Source organism: Mesorhizobium sp. P2_F5, from assembly GCF_056403715.1.
Map to the genome: position 1 here is coordinate 188,541 of NZ_JBFUEY010000009.1, position 13,466 is coordinate 202,006.

At 61.8% G+C, this 13,466-nt stretch carries 17 protein-coding genes; 8 read left to right on the plus strand and 9 right to left on the minus strand.

Translation table 11 applies throughout. The features are described from left to right. The first annotated feature begins 198 nt into the window (after positions 1-198). Both AC1DYO_RS15230 and AC1DYO_RS15235 read left to right on the plus strand, forming a co-directional pair. Positions 199-390 carry a hypothetical protein gene (locus tag AC1DYO_RS15230; RefSeq protein WP_477264491.1) on the plus strand — a complete coding sequence of 64 codons (192 nt, stop codon included), beginning with the start codon at positions 199-201 and terminating at the stop codon, positions 388-390. A gap of 5 nt (positions 391-395) precedes the next feature. Next, positions 396-566 carry a hypothetical protein gene (locus AC1DYO_RS15235; RefSeq protein WP_477264493.1) on the plus strand — a complete coding sequence of 57 codons (171 nt, stop codon included), beginning with the start codon at positions 396-398 and terminating at the stop codon, positions 564-566. A 254-nt stretch (positions 567-820) separates the two neighbouring features. Here the strand turns inward: AC1DYO_RS15235 and AC1DYO_RS15240 are convergent, their stop codons facing one another. From AC1DYO_RS15240 to AC1DYO_RS15255, 4 genes are all read right to left on the minus strand, one after another. Further along, the gene (locus AC1DYO_RS15240; RefSeq protein WP_477264495.1) at positions 821-1,267 is read right to left on the minus strand and encodes a Ros/MucR family transcriptional regulator; all 447 of its coding nucleotides are present in this window, start codon (positions 1,265-1,267) and stop codon (positions 821-823) included. 169 nt (positions 1,268-1,436) lie between these two features. After that, on the minus strand, positions 1,437-1,655 hold the full coding sequence (locus tag AC1DYO_RS15245; RefSeq protein WP_477264497.1) for a hypothetical protein: 219 nt from the start codon (positions 1,653-1,655) through the stop codon (positions 1,437-1,439). Next, positions 1,648-2,574 carry a DMT family transporter gene (locus tag AC1DYO_RS15250; RefSeq protein ID WP_477264814.1) on the minus strand — a complete coding sequence of 309 codons (927 nt, stop codon included), beginning with the start codon at positions 2,572-2,574 and terminating at the stop codon, positions 1,648-1,650. The genes AC1DYO_RS15245 and AC1DYO_RS15250 overlap by 8 nt, the downstream gene beginning before the upstream one ends. 49 nt (positions 2,575-2,623) lie before the next feature. Beyond that, positions 2,624-3,457, minus strand: a complete 834-nt coding sequence (locus AC1DYO_RS15255; protein ID WP_477264501.1) for a hypothetical protein — start codon at positions 3,455-3,457, stop codon at positions 2,624-2,626. A gap of 111 nt (positions 3,458-3,568) precedes the next feature. Here AC1DYO_RS15255 and AC1DYO_RS15260 point away from each other — a divergent pair, with 111 nt between their 5' ends. The 3 genes from AC1DYO_RS15260 to AC1DYO_RS15270 all read left to right on the plus strand — a co-directional run bounded on the left by AC1DYO_RS15260 (position 3,569) and on the right by AC1DYO_RS15270 (position 6,553). Further along, positions 3,569-4,537, plus strand: coding sequence for a LysR substrate-binding domain-containing protein (locus AC1DYO_RS15260; protein WP_477264503.1), 969 nt, complete (start codon positions 3,569-3,571; stop codon positions 4,535-4,537). Positions 4,538-4,771: 234 nt separating this feature from the next. Continuing rightward, complete coding sequence (locus AC1DYO_RS15265; RefSeq protein WP_477264505.1) at positions 4,772-5,035, plus strand: hypothetical protein; 264 nt, start codon at positions 4,772-4,774, stop codon at positions 5,033-5,035. 3 nt (positions 5,036-5,038) lie between these two features. Next, positions 5,039-6,553 (plus strand): cupin domain-containing protein, encoded by a 1,515-nt coding sequence (locus AC1DYO_RS15270; protein WP_477264507.1) that lies wholly within the window; start codon positions 5,039-5,041, stop codon positions 6,551-6,553. 28 nt (positions 6,554-6,581) lie between these two features. Here the strand turns inward: AC1DYO_RS15270 and AC1DYO_RS15275 are convergent, their stop codons facing one another. After that, the gene (locus AC1DYO_RS15275) at positions 6,582-6,734 is read right to left on the minus strand and encodes a hypothetical protein (protein ID WP_181059101.1); all 153 of its coding nucleotides are present in this window, start codon (positions 6,732-6,734) and stop codon (positions 6,582-6,584) included. 155 nt (positions 6,735-6,889) lie between these two features. Here AC1DYO_RS15275 and AC1DYO_RS15280 point away from each other — a divergent pair, with 155 nt between their 5' ends. Both AC1DYO_RS15280 and AC1DYO_RS15285 read left to right on the plus strand, forming a co-directional pair. Beyond that, entirely contained in the window at positions 6,890-7,054 is a 165-nt protein-coding gene (locus AC1DYO_RS15280) for a hypothetical protein (RefSeq protein ID WP_477264509.1), read from the plus strand. A gap of 89 nt (positions 7,055-7,143) precedes the next feature. Continuing rightward, entirely contained in the window at positions 7,144-9,225 is a 2,082-nt protein-coding gene (locus AC1DYO_RS15285; protein ID WP_477264511.1) for an ATP-dependent helicase, read from the plus strand. A 90-nt stretch (positions 9,226-9,315) separates the two neighbouring features. Here AC1DYO_RS15285 and AC1DYO_RS15290 read toward each other — a convergent pair whose 3' ends face one another. The 4 genes from AC1DYO_RS15290 to AC1DYO_RS15305 form a co-directional block, all read right to left on the minus strand. After that, positions 9,316-10,143 carry a sterol desaturase family protein gene (locus AC1DYO_RS15290; RefSeq protein ID WP_477264513.1) on the minus strand — a complete coding sequence of 276 codons (828 nt, stop codon included), beginning with the start codon at positions 10,141-10,143 and terminating at the stop codon, positions 9,316-9,318. Positions 10,144-10,366: 223 nt separating this feature from the next. Next, the gene (locus tag AC1DYO_RS15295) at positions 10,367-11,155 is read right to left on the minus strand and encodes a GGDEF domain-containing protein (protein WP_477264515.1); all 789 of its coding nucleotides are present in this window, start codon (positions 11,153-11,155) and stop codon (positions 10,367-10,369) included. A 274-nt stretch (positions 11,156-11,429) separates the two neighbouring features. After that, a complete protein-coding gene (locus AC1DYO_RS15300) occupies positions 11,430-11,759 on the minus strand; it encodes a hypothetical protein (RefSeq protein WP_477264517.1) in 330 nt (109 codons plus the stop codon). 335 nt (positions 11,760-12,094) lie between these two features. Next, positions 12,095-12,607 (minus strand): DinB family protein, encoded by a 513-nt coding sequence (locus AC1DYO_RS15305; protein WP_477264519.1) that lies wholly within the window; start codon positions 12,605-12,607, stop codon positions 12,095-12,097. Positions 12,608-12,677: 70 nt separating this feature from the next. Between AC1DYO_RS15305 and AC1DYO_RS15310 the strand changes: the two genes are divergently transcribed. After that, positions 12,678-13,397 carry a glutathione S-transferase family protein gene (locus AC1DYO_RS15310; RefSeq protein WP_477264520.1) on the plus strand — a complete coding sequence of 240 codons (720 nt, stop codon included), beginning with the start codon at positions 12,678-12,680 and terminating at the stop codon, positions 13,395-13,397. Positions 13,398-13,466: the final 69 nt, after the last annotated feature.

The following is a 13,466-nucleotide window of genomic DNA, read 5'->3' on the forward strand; positions in this document are numbered from 1 at the left end:
GCTCTTTCGCGCCGATCCGGCAGCGTAGCCGAAGGAGGGTCCCGGCGGAGGCATAAACAATGCGTTATATCGCTTAGTCCAAGCATCACGCTGTCAGAAAATTGACTTCAATTTTCTTATCAATGCTGTGAACATGTAATCGCGCCGTGAGTCGACTTTGAGGGGCGCCAAAAACAATTTGACGGTCAGGAGTTCACGATGGAAAGGGTCGAAAACGATCTACGCGTCCTAAGATATGTCGCCGAAATTACGCGGAAATTGGCGAGGATGCTTTCGCAGACGCGTTATCACATGTTGGTCTATTTTCTGGAAATGACGGCCATCGAAGCCGACAATCTGGCCGCCGAGCAGGATGCAGGACGGGCGGAAAGTCAGACGCCGCCGGAGTGATCCGGTTGAACGTGTTGCAGAAGGCGGTCGAGCGCGTCCAGACAGTTGAGCCGAAGCGCTTCGACGGTGAGCCGGTCGTGGCTTTCGACGATTGCGCGCTCGAAGACATTCAACATGTCGAGCGCAGCCAAGATTATGGCGTCCAGCCTGCCTGGAACCTGTCCTATCCCGGTTGAACCGGGATGAAACTGTATCACATTGGACCGAGCGGGACCTTTTGTGAAAGCCTGCCCCCTTTGTTCGCAATCGTGCTTCAGGGACAACAGGGCGTGGCGTGCCTCGACGCCCTGGCGCGGGTCAACAACGGTCTGGCCGAGAACTCGCTCCCGCAACCAGCCGAGCGCGACAAGATGATGGCGCGCAGGAAGGGTTGCGGAAGCATTTTCGCCAGGGATCAATGGCCGGTCCCTCGGTGGAACCGCCCCTGCGGTCAGGCCTTTGGCTTGCGCTTCGCCACCTTGGCTGCGGCGGCCGGAACGGCCGGCTTGCGGCCGAGGCCGGAGGATTTGGCCAATGCCGAACGGGTCGCGGAATAGTTCGGCGCCACCATCGGATAATCCGACGGCAGGCTCCATTTGGTGCGATACTCGTCCGGGCTGAGACCATGGTCGGTCATCAAGTGGCGCTTCAGCGACTTGAATTTCTTGCCATCCTCGAGGCAGATGATGTGGTCGGGAAACACCGAACGCTTCGGATTGACGGCCGGGTTAAGCACAGGGCTCTCCACGGCAGCAGCATTGCCCAACTTGCGAACCGATGCGCTGACGCTTGCGATCAAATCCGGTAGACTAGAAGCTGGCAGTGGATTGTTACCGACATAGGCAGATACAATGTCGGCGGTCAGTTCAATAGCAGTCTTGTTGTCGAGAGTTTGCAATTTGTTTTTCTCCCGCCGGTGATGCAGTTGCCGGCTTTTTTTGAAGAGTGTTCCCGATGTATCCACTTAACAGCACCTCCCCAGTGGGTCGTTAAGCGTCAGTAAATCATCAAGAATCGGTGCAGGAGGATGTTTCCACATAAGGTTGCAACGTTGCAAATTAGAAAATCTAATACTTCGAAGCGGCCGATTTCGCCCTTGCGGAGCTAACGGGTCTGGAGTCGGCCAATATCTCTAGAATACGTTTCCAGCGGGCGCACCGCCCGAAATCCTTCTGCTCTATCGCCTTCTCCGCCTTCATGGCGGCATAGAGCGGCGCCTCGGCGCCGAACTCCTTGAGCAGCCAGAATGCTTCCTGTCTGGCGAGGCGTTCATCGTCGTCAAGCATGGTTTTCAGCCTCCGAGCGTTCTATGCCCACCGCAATGCAACTACCGATGACGAGTACCGCACCGGCAATCGCGGTCAGCGTCAGCGTTTCACCGGACATCGTCAGCAGCAGCGTCGAGGCGATCGGCGTCAGATAGGCGACAACCGCAACCTTGCCGCCGCCTTCGAGCTTCAAGGCGCGCGACCAGAAATAATAGCCCAGACCCATCGGACCGGCGCCGAGATAGAGGCCAAGCAGGAGGTCGGCGCCAGCTGGCCAGGTCGCGCCGTCGTGAACACACCAGAGCAAGGTCAGGCCGACGCCAACCAGTGCCGAAGGCAAAAGCAAACGCTCCGACGGTGTGGCCAGGCGAGCGACCGCGATCGAATAGAACGCCATGCACAATGCTGAGCCGAAGGCGGCGAGATAGCCGACGATGCTGCCCTGGAGAAAAGGCTGGCCGCGGCCACCCGAGATCACCAGCGCCACGCCGACAAAGCCGAGTACGGCAGTCAAGCCGAGAAGCACGGGGCGTTGCGGCTTGCCCAGCACGATGACCGCCGCCGCGACCATCAGCGGCCAGGTGTAGGCGACGAGATTGGCCTCGATCACCGGCATTGAGGCAAAGGCGATGTATTGCAGCACCATGGTGCCGACCAGGCCGATGATGCCGACCGCAATCGCCCGGGCGCCCGTGGCTGCGTTTTCCGGCGTCGCGTTCTTGCGGCTCGCCAGATGGATGACGGCGAACACCAGTGCCGCTCCGCAAAACTGCAGCAACTGCACCAGCGACACCGGGTGGCTGGCCAGCAGGGACTTACCGACCAGCGCGTTGGTCGACCACAGGGCGACCGCGCCGGCGGCGAAGATCAGCGCCGATGGCGAGCCCGACCCATCCCGGAACCGCCGGGATGGTGCCCTGTCTCCATTGCCGACCATGATTTCTTCCGAACCGACGGTCAAACCGGTGTCCACTTCTATGCTCTGGCTACCATGATTCCCTTGATCCGCCCGGGAACGGCGCATCGGCAGCCGCCGCAACCGGACGCTCTTCCTCGAAGCGGCGATAGGCCGGCAGCTGGTTTGTCCACACGTCTTCGGCCAACTCGTTGACCCATTCGCGGTCATGATCATTGTCGGCTGCGAGATAAAACATGCGGTTGTCATCGACATAGGGCTTGGCCACCGAGCGCTGGTTGAGCACCAGCGTGACGCGCTCACCGAACTGGATCGGTGCCGTCCGGTGCAGAACGCCAAGAAACTGCCCGAGCGTCGCGTAGTTCATCTTGTGGTCGATGCGCATGATGCGGTTGCGCGGGATCTCGCGGCCGGATTCGAGAATAGCGCGGCCGGTCTCGGAATCGTCGCAGTAGATTTCGAGATGGCCGCCGACAAGCGGATTGCTGATCGACAGCGGAATGAGTTCGGTGACCGGAACGCCGTCGCAATGCCAATCGACGGCGCCGTCCTTGGGATTCATGAAGGTGACGGTCGAACCGACGATCGACAGCGGGTACGGCTCGAGCTTGGTGCCCATCATGTCGGACAGACGTTCCAGGCGCAGCTTGTCATGCAGCAGTTCCTTGATCTCCGGAATGAAGCGATCGGCGCCGGTGATGAAGGTCAGATCGAGATGCTTGTGCACGGCGTGGCTGGACTTGAGCTTCAAAGCCGCCTCCTCGATCGCCGCCAGCAACGCCGGGTCGTAGCCGTGCAGATACTGCGCAACGCCAAAACTCGACACTTTCCAGGCTGTCTCGTGACCGATAATGGCTTCACGGCTCATCGCACAGCGCAAATCGGGAATGGTATGGGCGTTCATTCTACTTCTCCAGGGTGGGGGCATCACTTGGTAAACAGTCGATTAATTTCCCCACCCCTGTAAAATTAGGAATGCTGGTGCTAGTGTAAGCCCAGCTTAAGGTCGAAACCCGTGCGTCTGCTCAGTCAGGTCAACCTCAATTCGCTGAAGATTGTGGAAAGTGCCGCCCGGCACCGTAACTTTACGCGCGCCGGCGAAGAGCAGTTCATTACTGCTTCCGCGGTCAGCCAGCGTGTCAAAAGCCTCGAGGACCAGCTGCGTTTCAAGATCTTCCAGCGTGGCGGCAATGCGGTTTCGCTGACGCCCGAGGGCGAGACCTATGTGTCGCGCGTTCGCGAGGCGCTGGAGCGGATCGTGGCAGCCAGCATGGAAGCGACCGGACAGTCGCAGGCGCACGTGCTGAAGATTTCGGTGCTGCCGACTTTCGCCGCGCGCTGGCTGTTTCCGCGCCTGCCGCTGTTCCAGCGGCAATATCCCGAAATCGAGATGCGGGTCTCGACCTCCTACGCCACCAATGAGTTCGCCACCTCCGAGTTCGACCTGGAGATCCGCTACGGAGACGGCAGTTTTCCAGACCTGGCGGCACACCTGTTGTTCAAGGAGGATTTGACGCCGGTCTGCAGCAGGAAGCTGTTCCACGAGATTCTCGGCGACAAGCCGCTGTCAAAGGTGACGCCGGACGACCTCAGGTATTTCACGCTGCTGCATTCCGACACCTGCACGCAGAACTGGCAGTCGTGGCTGGGTTTCGCCGGTGCGAGTTCGGTGCTCGGCGAGGCCAAGAGCATCTATTTCGATTCCTGCATGATGTCCTACGAGGCGGCCAATGCCGGCATGGGCTTTGCAGTTGCCAACCGCGCCTATATGGCGAGCGACATCCGCGCCGAGCGGCTGGTGGCGCCGTTCGCGGTGCATCACACCAACACCGCCGGCTGGTATTTCGTCAGCCCGGTCACCGCGCTCTACGCGCGCAAGGTGGACCTGTTCAAGCAGTGGATCATGGCCGAGGCAGCGCTGACGCAGTGCCAACTGGACGCCGAGATCGCCAGCGGCCCGGTGCTGCGGCAGGCAATGGCCTGAGGTCGTTCCCGCCGAGGGCTCTGTCCTCAGCGCTGCGATCTCTGGCACTTCACCATAATTGCCTACCAACCGCTATCGCGGTGAGCTGACGGTCGCTCAGTCGTTCCCGATAATTGTAGGCCACAGTCCATTTGGCCAGCGCCGCGATTGTGATCGAGGCGAATATGAGGGCACCGAACAGAACCGTTTTCATCTTTCGGAAGTACCCGTGCAGAGCGGACCAGTCGTGGCTAGATGCTGCAGGATTTCAGGGTTTTTCTGTTGAATTTTGTGCAGGAGCGCCGTCATGAAGCAGTCGATGCGGCCCACCTCATGACGCAGAGGAAAGACTCAGCTATCTTCGGTCGCGCGGCGGGCCTGTTTTCCCGCTTGGCCGGCGCTTTCAGCTTCCTCCCAAGCGGCGCCGGCCTTCTTCCCCGCTCTTGTTTCGAGATGCGCGCCTGTCGTACGCTCGGCTCAGGCAATCGGTTCCGATTGGGTTCACCTGAAGCGAGCTGATTGATGATCGACGACATTGAGCGCGACGGTTTCGCTGGCCCGTTTCCGGTTCTAAGCCGAAAGGAACGTGGCCGCCTTCTGCCCAGGCTGATCAAGGAACGCCAGAAAAAGAAGGTATGGAGCAAGGCGTCCGCTGTCGCCAATCGTCACTATTACAAGATCGCCAGCGACCCGCGCATCCTCGAGCTGGTACGTCCGGTCCTCGGCGAAGACATCATTCTGTGGGCCGCGCATCTCGTCATCAGGCGTCCGGACACGGAGCATCCGTTTCACTGCGATGTCGAATCGTCATCGGCCGATGGCGGCTTCCTGACCGTGTGGCTGGGCCTGGAGAACACAAATTCCGCGTCGGGCCTCAAATTCGTCAGGGGTTCGCACCGCTATGGCGCCACGATTCAGGAGATCAAAGCCAGGCTTGGAATGAATGCGTCGGAAAATTCCGATGCGGCTGTGCTGGATACAGCGCGGACTTTTGCTCAAGACGCGACAATCGTTCAGCCCGACGTTTCCGACGGTGCCGCGCTGGTCTTCGACGGCAGGGCCTGGCACGGTTCGCACAATCCATCGCCGACCACACGCGTCGCCTTGCTGCTTCAATATGCCCGCGCCGACCGCCCGGTCTTCATTCCTGAAGCCTTCGAATGGCCGTTTCGTTTCAAGACGGAGCCAAGGCCGCCGGTACTGGTCGTTTCCGGCCGCTCGCCGATCGGTGTCAACCAGATCGCCAGACCGCCCGGCGCGCGCCGGCTTGCCGCGATAGCGAACGCCGCGTTCGATCTGCCCGAACTGCCGGCCAAGCCGGTGGCACATTTCGCCTCGATGCCACACTTTCGCGGCCGCACGGCCAAGATCGAATTCATGGACGCGCACTCATCGGTACTGGCGCCCGGCGCCACGCCACATCCACTGCACGCCCATGTGGAAGAAGAGATCCTCATTGTCGTTTTGGGGCAAGCAGCGTTGATAACCGCCGACGATGTCGGGTCTGAGAGCGTTCGACGCGAGACGATGAACGCAGGCGATTTCGCCTATTACCCCGCCTTCCAGCCGCACACGCTGGTCAATGCCAGCGACAAACCAGTGCTCTACACGATGCTGAAATGGCGCAACGAGCGAGGCCATGCGCCGGGCGAAGCGTCGAAGCTGGCCTTCGTGCGGGGCTCAGACACGCTGTTTGCCGCGGCGGATCTCGGCAAGCGCAATCGGGGAACCATCCTCAACGCGAGGACCAGATGGCTCGATCGACTGCACTGTCATGTCTCGATAGCGATGCCTGGCGTCGGCTACGCGCCCCATGCCGACCGTTATGACGTGGCCATTGTCCTGTTTTCCGGTGCGATTGAGACGCTGGGCAAGCGGGTCTCGGCTCCGGCGCTACTTTATCACCCTGCCGGTGCAATGCACGGGCTGAAGTCCGTCGGCGCCGAACCCGCGCGCTATCTCGTCTTCGAACTGGACAAGGCCGTATCGCGTTGGTCCACCCTGCTTCACGCCGCCCGAAATCTGCTGGGGCGGTAAAGATTCATCTTGCCGCGATGACCCCGATCTATTGCGCCGGTGGCAGTTGATCGCCGCCGGTGGGCGACTTCGGCGTCGGCTGCGGGACTTGATCTACCACGGGCGCCTTGGTCGGCTGGATGTTGTTGTCGCAGGCCGCGAGCGCCAAGCCAACGGCAAACAGGATCAGAAGCCTCTTCATGGCTACCTCCTTCGTCCGCCCTCTCCGTTGCTCTCCTTCCCCATTTGTAAAGCAACGAGGCGGCTCCACTTTGGTTGCATATCCGCAAGGGATGCCTAGCCGGCGCGGGAACAAAACGCCGCCTCTGCGGTTGGTTGAGCAAAGGAGAGCGCGCCATGATCCGTCTGCTCATAACCGGCCTTGTCGCCTATGCCGCCTATCGCGCCGCCAGAAAAGTCATCGACGAGGTGCCCGACGATTTCGAACCGCTGCCGATGCCCGGCGACAAACGCGCCTTGCGGCGCCAATCGGCGGCGATGGGCGTGGCTCCGCGAAGATAGGCCAGCCATCCCCACAGAGATAAAGGCCTGGTAGAGGCCGGGCCGCCTTGGCCCGTTGCGAACAAAGCGGAAACGATGCTTGATGAGCGATGACCATCGCCATCAATGATTCGAACTTGCAGCCCGCCTATCTCGCGAAGCTCAACACCGAGCAGCGGCTGGCCGTCGAGCATGGTGACGGCCAGATCGCCGGGCCGTTGCTGGTGATCGCGGGCGCAGGCTCCGGCAAGACCAATACGCTCGCCCACCGGGTCGCGCATCTGATCGTCAAGGGCGCCGATCCGAGGCGCATCCTGCTGATGACGTTCTCGCGCCGCGCCGCCACCGAAATGGCCCGGCGGGTGGAACGCATTGCCGGCGAGGTGCTGGGCCGCGATGCGTCCGTCATCGCTGACGCGCTGAGCTGGGCCGGCACGTTTCATGGCATCGGCGCCAGGCTGCTGCGTGACTATGCGCTGACCATCGGTCTCGACCCCGCCTTTACCATCCACGACCGAGAGGATTCCGCCGACCTGATGAACCTCGCCCGCCACGAGCTCGGCTTTTCGAAGACCGAAAGCCGGTTTCCGACCAAGGGCACGTGCCTGGCGATCTATTCGCGCACTGTCAACGCGCAGGCGCCGCTCGGCGAGGTGTTGGGTTCGGCCTTCCCCTGGTGCGCGGGGTGGGCAGAACAGCTGAAGACGCTGTTTGCCGGATATGTCGAGGCCAAGCAGGCGCAGAACGTTCTCGATTACGACGACCTCCTGCTCTACTGGGCGCAGATGGCGGCCGAGCCTGAAATCGCCGCGCATCTTTCCTCCCGTTTCGACCATGTGCTGGTCGACGAATACCAGGACACCAACAGGCTGCAGGCCTCGATCCTTTCGGCGCTGAAGCCGGACGGCGCCGGGCTGACCGTGGTCGGCGACGACGCGCAGTCGATCTATTCGTTCCGTGCCGCGGAAGTGCGCAACATCCTCGACTTCCCCCAACAATTCGCGCGCGCCGCAGACGTCATCATGCTGGAGCGCAACTACCGCTCGACCGAGACCATTTTGGCGGCGGCCAATGCGGTGATTTCCGAGGCGCCTGAGCGCTTCACCAAGAACCTATGGTCGGAGCGCAAATCCTCGCAAAAGCCGAAACTGGTCAGCGTGCGCGATGAGGCCGAACAGGCGAACTACGTCTGCCAGGCCATCCTGGCCGAGCGCGAAGCCGGCACGGTGCTGAAATCGCAGGCGGTGCTGTTTCGCGCCTCGCACCACAGCGGGCCATTGGAGATCGAACTGACGCGTCGCAACATCCCGTTCGTCAAGTTCGGTGGGCTGAAATTCCTCGACGCCGCCCATGTCAAGGACGTGCTGGCGGTGCTGCGCTTTGCCGAGAACCCGCGCGACCGCGTCGCCGGCTTTCGCGTGCTGCAGCTCCTGCCCGGCATCGGCCCTTCGGCAGCCAGCGCCGTCGTCGAGACCATGGCGACGTCACTCGACGAAGCGATGGGGCTGGCCCGCTACCGGCCGCCGCAGCGCGCGGTGGAAGACTGGCCGGCATTCGTCGCGCTATTTTCCGGCCTGCGCGCCCGGTCGGGGAAATGGCCAGCCGACCTCGAACAGGTCAGGCTGTGGTACGAGCCGCATCTCGAGCGCATGCACGAAGACGCAACGACGCGGCGAGCCGACCTTATGCAGCTCGAGCAGATCGCCTCCGGCTACGCCTCGCGCGAGCGCTTCCTGACCGAGCTGACGCTAGATCCGCCGGATGCGACCAGCGACCAGGCCGGGCCGCCACATCGCGACGAGGACTATCTGATCCTGTCGACCATCCATTCGGCCAAGGGCCAGGAGTGGAAGAATGTCTTCGTGCTCAACACCGTCGACGGCTGCATCCCGGCCGATCTCGGCGTCGGCACCAAGGAAGACATCGAGGAAGAACGCCGGCTGCTTTACGTCGCGATGACGCGCGCCAAGGACGGCCTGCACCTGGTGACGCCGCAGCGTTTTTACCCGCACAACCAGCCGGCGCGCGGCGACCGCAATGTCTATGCCTCGCGCAGCCGCTTCATCCCGGCCTCGATCCTCGGCGCCTTCGAGCAGACCTCGTGGGTGAGCGTCCACGCAAAGGACGATCCGCGCCACAGACCTGAAGTCAGGATCGACCTCGGCGCCCGCATGCGCGGCATGTGGAAATAGCCGCCGGCCGCAGCCGTGGATGCCGCGCGCGTGGCTACGGCGGCTATGCCGCCTGAGACGGCGGCTGGACCAGGCCTGGCCAGAGAAAGATCAATCGGACTTGCCGGCCGGCGTCGATGAGGCTTCGGCCAGCCTCGCCGGCTGCGCGAGCTGTTCCGCGCTGCCGACAAACGGGTAGGCAAGCTGCTGATGATAGAGCGGCGGGACCGGGTCATCGGTGCCGTATTTCTGCGGCATCCTGTCGGGCATGAACAAGGTGCCTCCCAGCATGTCGAGCAATGGCAACTGCCCGGCGAAATTCTTGTCCCAGGCTTCGCGCTCATTGGCGTGATGCCAATGATGAAATTGCGGTGACGCCAACAGCCATTTCAACGGTCCGACCCTGATACGCGTGTTCGAATGGATGAACAGCGACTGCCACTGATAGATCAGAGTAAAGATCAGTATGGCGGTGGTCGAAAAGCCGAGGGCGAAGATTGGCAGGAACGACGCCGATTTGGTCAGGATCTGGTCGACAGGATGAACACGGTGCGCTGCCAGCCAGTCCATCTCCTCGATGCTGTGGTGGATCGAATGGAAGCGCCAGAGGAACGGGATGGCGTGAAAGGCGCGATGCGCCAGGTAGAAGCCGGTATCGGCCAGCACCAGAACCTCCACCGCCTGCAGCCAGACCGGTTGCGACTGCACCGCCTGCGTAAGCCCGGCCGGAACAAACTGGTCAAGCACCAGCATGGCTGTGCCGATCACGAGGAGCAGGCCGATCTTGGTGATGATGCCGTTGAACAGCAGGTAGACGACATCGTTCAGCCAATGCCGGCGCGTCGATGATTGCTCCGCATGCAGCGGCAACAGCCGCTCCAGCGGAATGAAGATAAGCGCGATGACCAGCACCGCCTTGAGGTCTACGAGATCGGACACTCTGCCCTCGTTTTGAGGCCGAAGATCGGTTCGGCGGAGATTAATGGCCAAGGGATGAACGGATTGTTGACGGCCGCGCCGTGAACCGGCGGATCCAGGCGCTCACGACAAGGAACGATGCCTGCTGCAGTCCACATCGTGGAAGGTAGCTCCACTGCGCTGTATCAGGTCGGCGTTACCGCGACCCGCCTGACCAGGCCCGCTCCGACCCTATTGCCCAGTCTCAATGGAACGTTGCCGGGTCGCCGGCCAGCAAGCCGCGCGGCCCTGTCGTCTCAAAACTGACCTGGTCACGCCCGTTCGACTTGGCCTTGTAGAGGTGCCGGTCGGCCGTCACGAACATGTCGGCATAGGTGGTGGGTCCGCTGAAGGCGACGCCGCCGATGCTCACCGAGAGCGGACAAGGTCGTCCACCCGGGGAAAAATCGACCTCGCGGATGCGCCGCCGGATCCCCTCGGCGACCAGCCAGGACTGCGACGGGTCGGCGCCGGGCAGGAAAACGGCGAACTCCTCGCCGCCGATGCGCCCGACAATGTCGGCGCCGCGCAGCTGGGCCTTGATCGTCTCGGCGATCAGCTTCAACGCCTGATCGCCGCAATCGTGGCCCAGTCGATCGTTGATGGTCTTGAAATGGTCGGCGTCGACGATCAGCAAGGCGCCGGCATTGACGACGGTTTGGCTGCGCGCCTGGTCGAGATACGCTTCGACCAGCATTGAAAACGCCCCGCGGTTGAACACCGCCGTCAGGCTGTCGGTCGCCGCGACGATGCTCAGCTCTTTCTGGGCGATCGCCAGCTGACGCATTTTGTACATCAGGAAAGAGAAGAACGACCCACCCAGCACAAGCGGCAGCAAAAGGTCGGTGAGCTTCGCCCAGCGCAACGCATCAGGCGACAGCGACGGAAAATTGTAGGAATCGACAAAGAAAGCAGCCGCGATGCAGATCGCCGTGCCGACAACTGTGACCGCTATGACCCTGCCCCAGCTCGTGGGCGACAGATCTATCCGCATGCCATTCTCCCACCGTGTCCGCCATTTTGCAGTGGGAACACAAATGAAACCCTAAAACCTTGCCTTCAATTGTAATGTGGTTAACAGCCCATCGATAGCACGGGTGATCGCCATGACGATGCCGGCGGTCACAAAAGCCCGCCACTTGCGTGGCGGGCTTTCCGACTGACCGGAGGCTTCTCGTCAGCGCATGTCCCTCGGGAAGTCCCGGGCATGCGGTAGGAGAGTGCCGTAAAGCCTCACAGCTGGTTCGACACTCCCGGCGAAACCCGTCTCAGCGATGGGAGATCATCAGGCAAAGCTGCCGCAGGTCGCTGTCGTAGGTGCCCTCGCTGCTGAGCACATCGATGCAGCGCTTCTTCATGCGTGTCAGCTGGCTGCTCGACATGCTGGCGACGACCGCCGGCGGGTTGTTCGGATTGTTGGGGTTGTTCGGATTGCTCGGATTGCCAATGCCGACGCCGACACCAACCTTGATGCCACCACTGCCGCCGACAGAGGCGCCAGCACCGGCATTGATACCGCCAGCACCGCCAATAGAAGCGCCGACACCGACGCCAATTCCGCCTCCTGCATTCGCGGGAACTTTGTTGAATTTTCTCAACAAAAAACTCCACTGTAAGTTGGAGCTGCTTGTATCTGCGGCCGGCCGGGCGCCGAAGCGGCACAGGGAGAAGCCAGCCGCCGCGCAGCCCAGATACTGGCAGCGTGCGGCGATAGGGTCTTCCAACCCGCTTGGGGATTCACAGCCTGACGTTATTCGCAACCGGGGCATCGACGGCCGGCGCCAAAGTGCTACCCACAGGGCGGTGCCTTTCCAGAACAGTCCAGGAAAAATATGAAACGGTTTTTGCGTTTAACAGAGAAGGGAGCGGTTCGGCGTTTCCGTGAAACGGTGAACCACTCCAGTGTCTTCAAACGCGAAATGCGGCCAGGAGATCAGGCGTAGGCGCGGCCTTCGTCTGTGCGCTGGAAAAACGCCAGGTCGAGCGATACCGAGGGCCGGCCGAGAATGGTCAGGATGGTGTGCGCCTGGCCGCGGTGATGGGTCTGGTGGTTGAAGACGTGGCCCAGGGCCGGCGCCAACCGCTGCGAGACGGTGCGCATGTCGGAAACGGTCATGTAGGAGAAACGGCCGGACAAGGCCTTTTCGCTCAAGGTCCCGACCCAGTCGACGATCCGCCTGTCCTCGGCCTCGCGCGCCAGCCGGAGGCCAGGCAAAGCGCGGTGCAGGATGGCGTCGAGCTTGGCCGGCGCGTCACCCTCGCCGGTGAAGCGTTTCATCCAGATGCGGTCGGTAGCCAGCAGATGATTGAGCGTGCCCATCATCGATCCGAAAAACGCGCCGACATCCCTGTTGAACTCTTCTTCGTCAAGCGCAGCGACGGCATCGTAGATGCGGCCATTGGCCCATTGATTGTAGGCCGCAAACATCATGAAATGCTGTTTCATCTTTTCTTCCCGCCGACGAGTTCCGCTTCAACCGCAGGCGCCTAATTAGACCGCGAGGACGCAGCCGCCAATGACCATTCTGTTCTATGAACTCGTCGGACGCGACACGTCCCGTCCGTTCAGCCCGCATTGCTGGAAGATTGCCATGGCGCTTGCGCACAAAGGGCTGGACAGATCCAGCCTGCCGACGCGCTTCCTCGACGTGCCGAAGGTCGAAGGCGGCATTTCGAAGACCGTGCCGGTGATCCGCGACGGCGATCGTGTGGTGGCCGATTCCTTCGCCATCGCGCTCTATCTGGACGAGGCCTATCCCAAGCGGCCGACGCTGTTTGCCGGCGACGGCGGCAAGGCGATGGCGCGTTTCATCGAGCGCTGGTCGCAGCTCACTATTCATCCCTATGTCACCACGGCCGCACTGCTCGACATCCACGCCATGCAGGACGACGAAAATGCCGCCTATTTCCGCGCCAGCCGTGAGCAGCGCTTCGGCAAGCCGCTGGGAGCGGTGACAGCCACCCGCGATGCCGGGCTCGCCGGCTTCCGTGCCGCGCTGGAGCCGCTGCGTTCGATGCTCGGCTATCAGCCATTTATCGGCGGCCCCTCGCCGCTCTATGCCGACTACATCGTCTTTGGCGCGCTGCAATGGGCACGCATTACCTCGCCCTATCGCTTGCTCGATGACAGCGACCTCGTTGCGCAATGGTTCGAGCGCTGCCTCGACCTTTATGATGGCCTTGGCCGTACGGTGGAGGCGGCGGCAGCCGCCCAGGGATTTGGGAATAGGCAGTAGGCAATAGGGTCTCCGCGCTGTATTCCCTACTGCCTACTGCCTATTCCCAACAAAAGCCTCCCGATCGCC

Bases quoted from the DNA above. Each gene is read 5' to 3' on its own strand.
- AC1DYO_RS15245 (WP_477264497.1), bottom strand. From the start codon at position 1,655: ATGCTTGACGACGATGAACGCCTCGCCAGACAGGAAGCATTCTGGCTG.
- AC1DYO_RS15255 (WP_477264501.1), bottom strand. From the start codon at position 3,457: ATGAACGCCCATACCATTCCCGATTTGCGCTGTGCGATGAGCCGTGAA.
- AC1DYO_RS15305 (WP_477264519.1), bottom strand. From the start codon at position 12,607: ATGAAACAGCATTTCATGATGTTTGCGGCCTACAATCAATGGGCCAAT.
- AC1DYO_RS15265 (WP_477264505.1), top strand. From the start codon at position 4,772: ATGCTGCAGGATTTCAGGGTTTTTCTGTTGAATTTTGTGCAGGAGCGC.
- AC1DYO_RS15270 (WP_477264507.1), top strand. From the start codon at position 5,039: ATGATCGACGACATTGAGCGCGACGGTTTCGCTGGCCCGTTTCCGGTT.
- AC1DYO_RS15310 (WP_477264520.1), top strand. From the start codon at position 12,678: ATGACCATTCTGTTCTATGAACTCGTCGGACGCGACACGTCCCGTCCG.
- AC1DYO_RS15230 (WP_477264491.1), top strand. From the start codon at position 199: ATGGAAAGGGTCGAAAACGATCTACGCGTCCTAAGATATGTCGCCGAA.
- AC1DYO_RS15250 (WP_477264814.1), bottom strand. From the start codon at position 2,574: ATGGTCGGCAATGGAGACAGGGCACCATCCCGGCGGTTCCGGGATGGG.
- AC1DYO_RS15275 (WP_181059101.1), bottom strand. From the start codon at position 6,734: ATGAAGAGGCTTCTGATCCTGTTTGCCGTTGGCTTGGCGCTCGCGGCC.
- AC1DYO_RS15285 (WP_477264511.1), top strand. From the start codon at position 7,144: ATGACCATCGCCATCAATGATTCGAACTTGCAGCCCGCCTATCTCGCG.
- AC1DYO_RS15295 (WP_477264515.1), bottom strand. From the start codon at position 11,155: ATGCGGATAGATCTGTCGCCCACGAGCTGGGGCAGGGTCATAGCGGTC.
- AC1DYO_RS15280 (WP_477264509.1), top strand. From the start codon at position 6,890: ATGATCCGTCTGCTCATAACCGGCCTTGTCGCCTATGCCGCCTATCGC.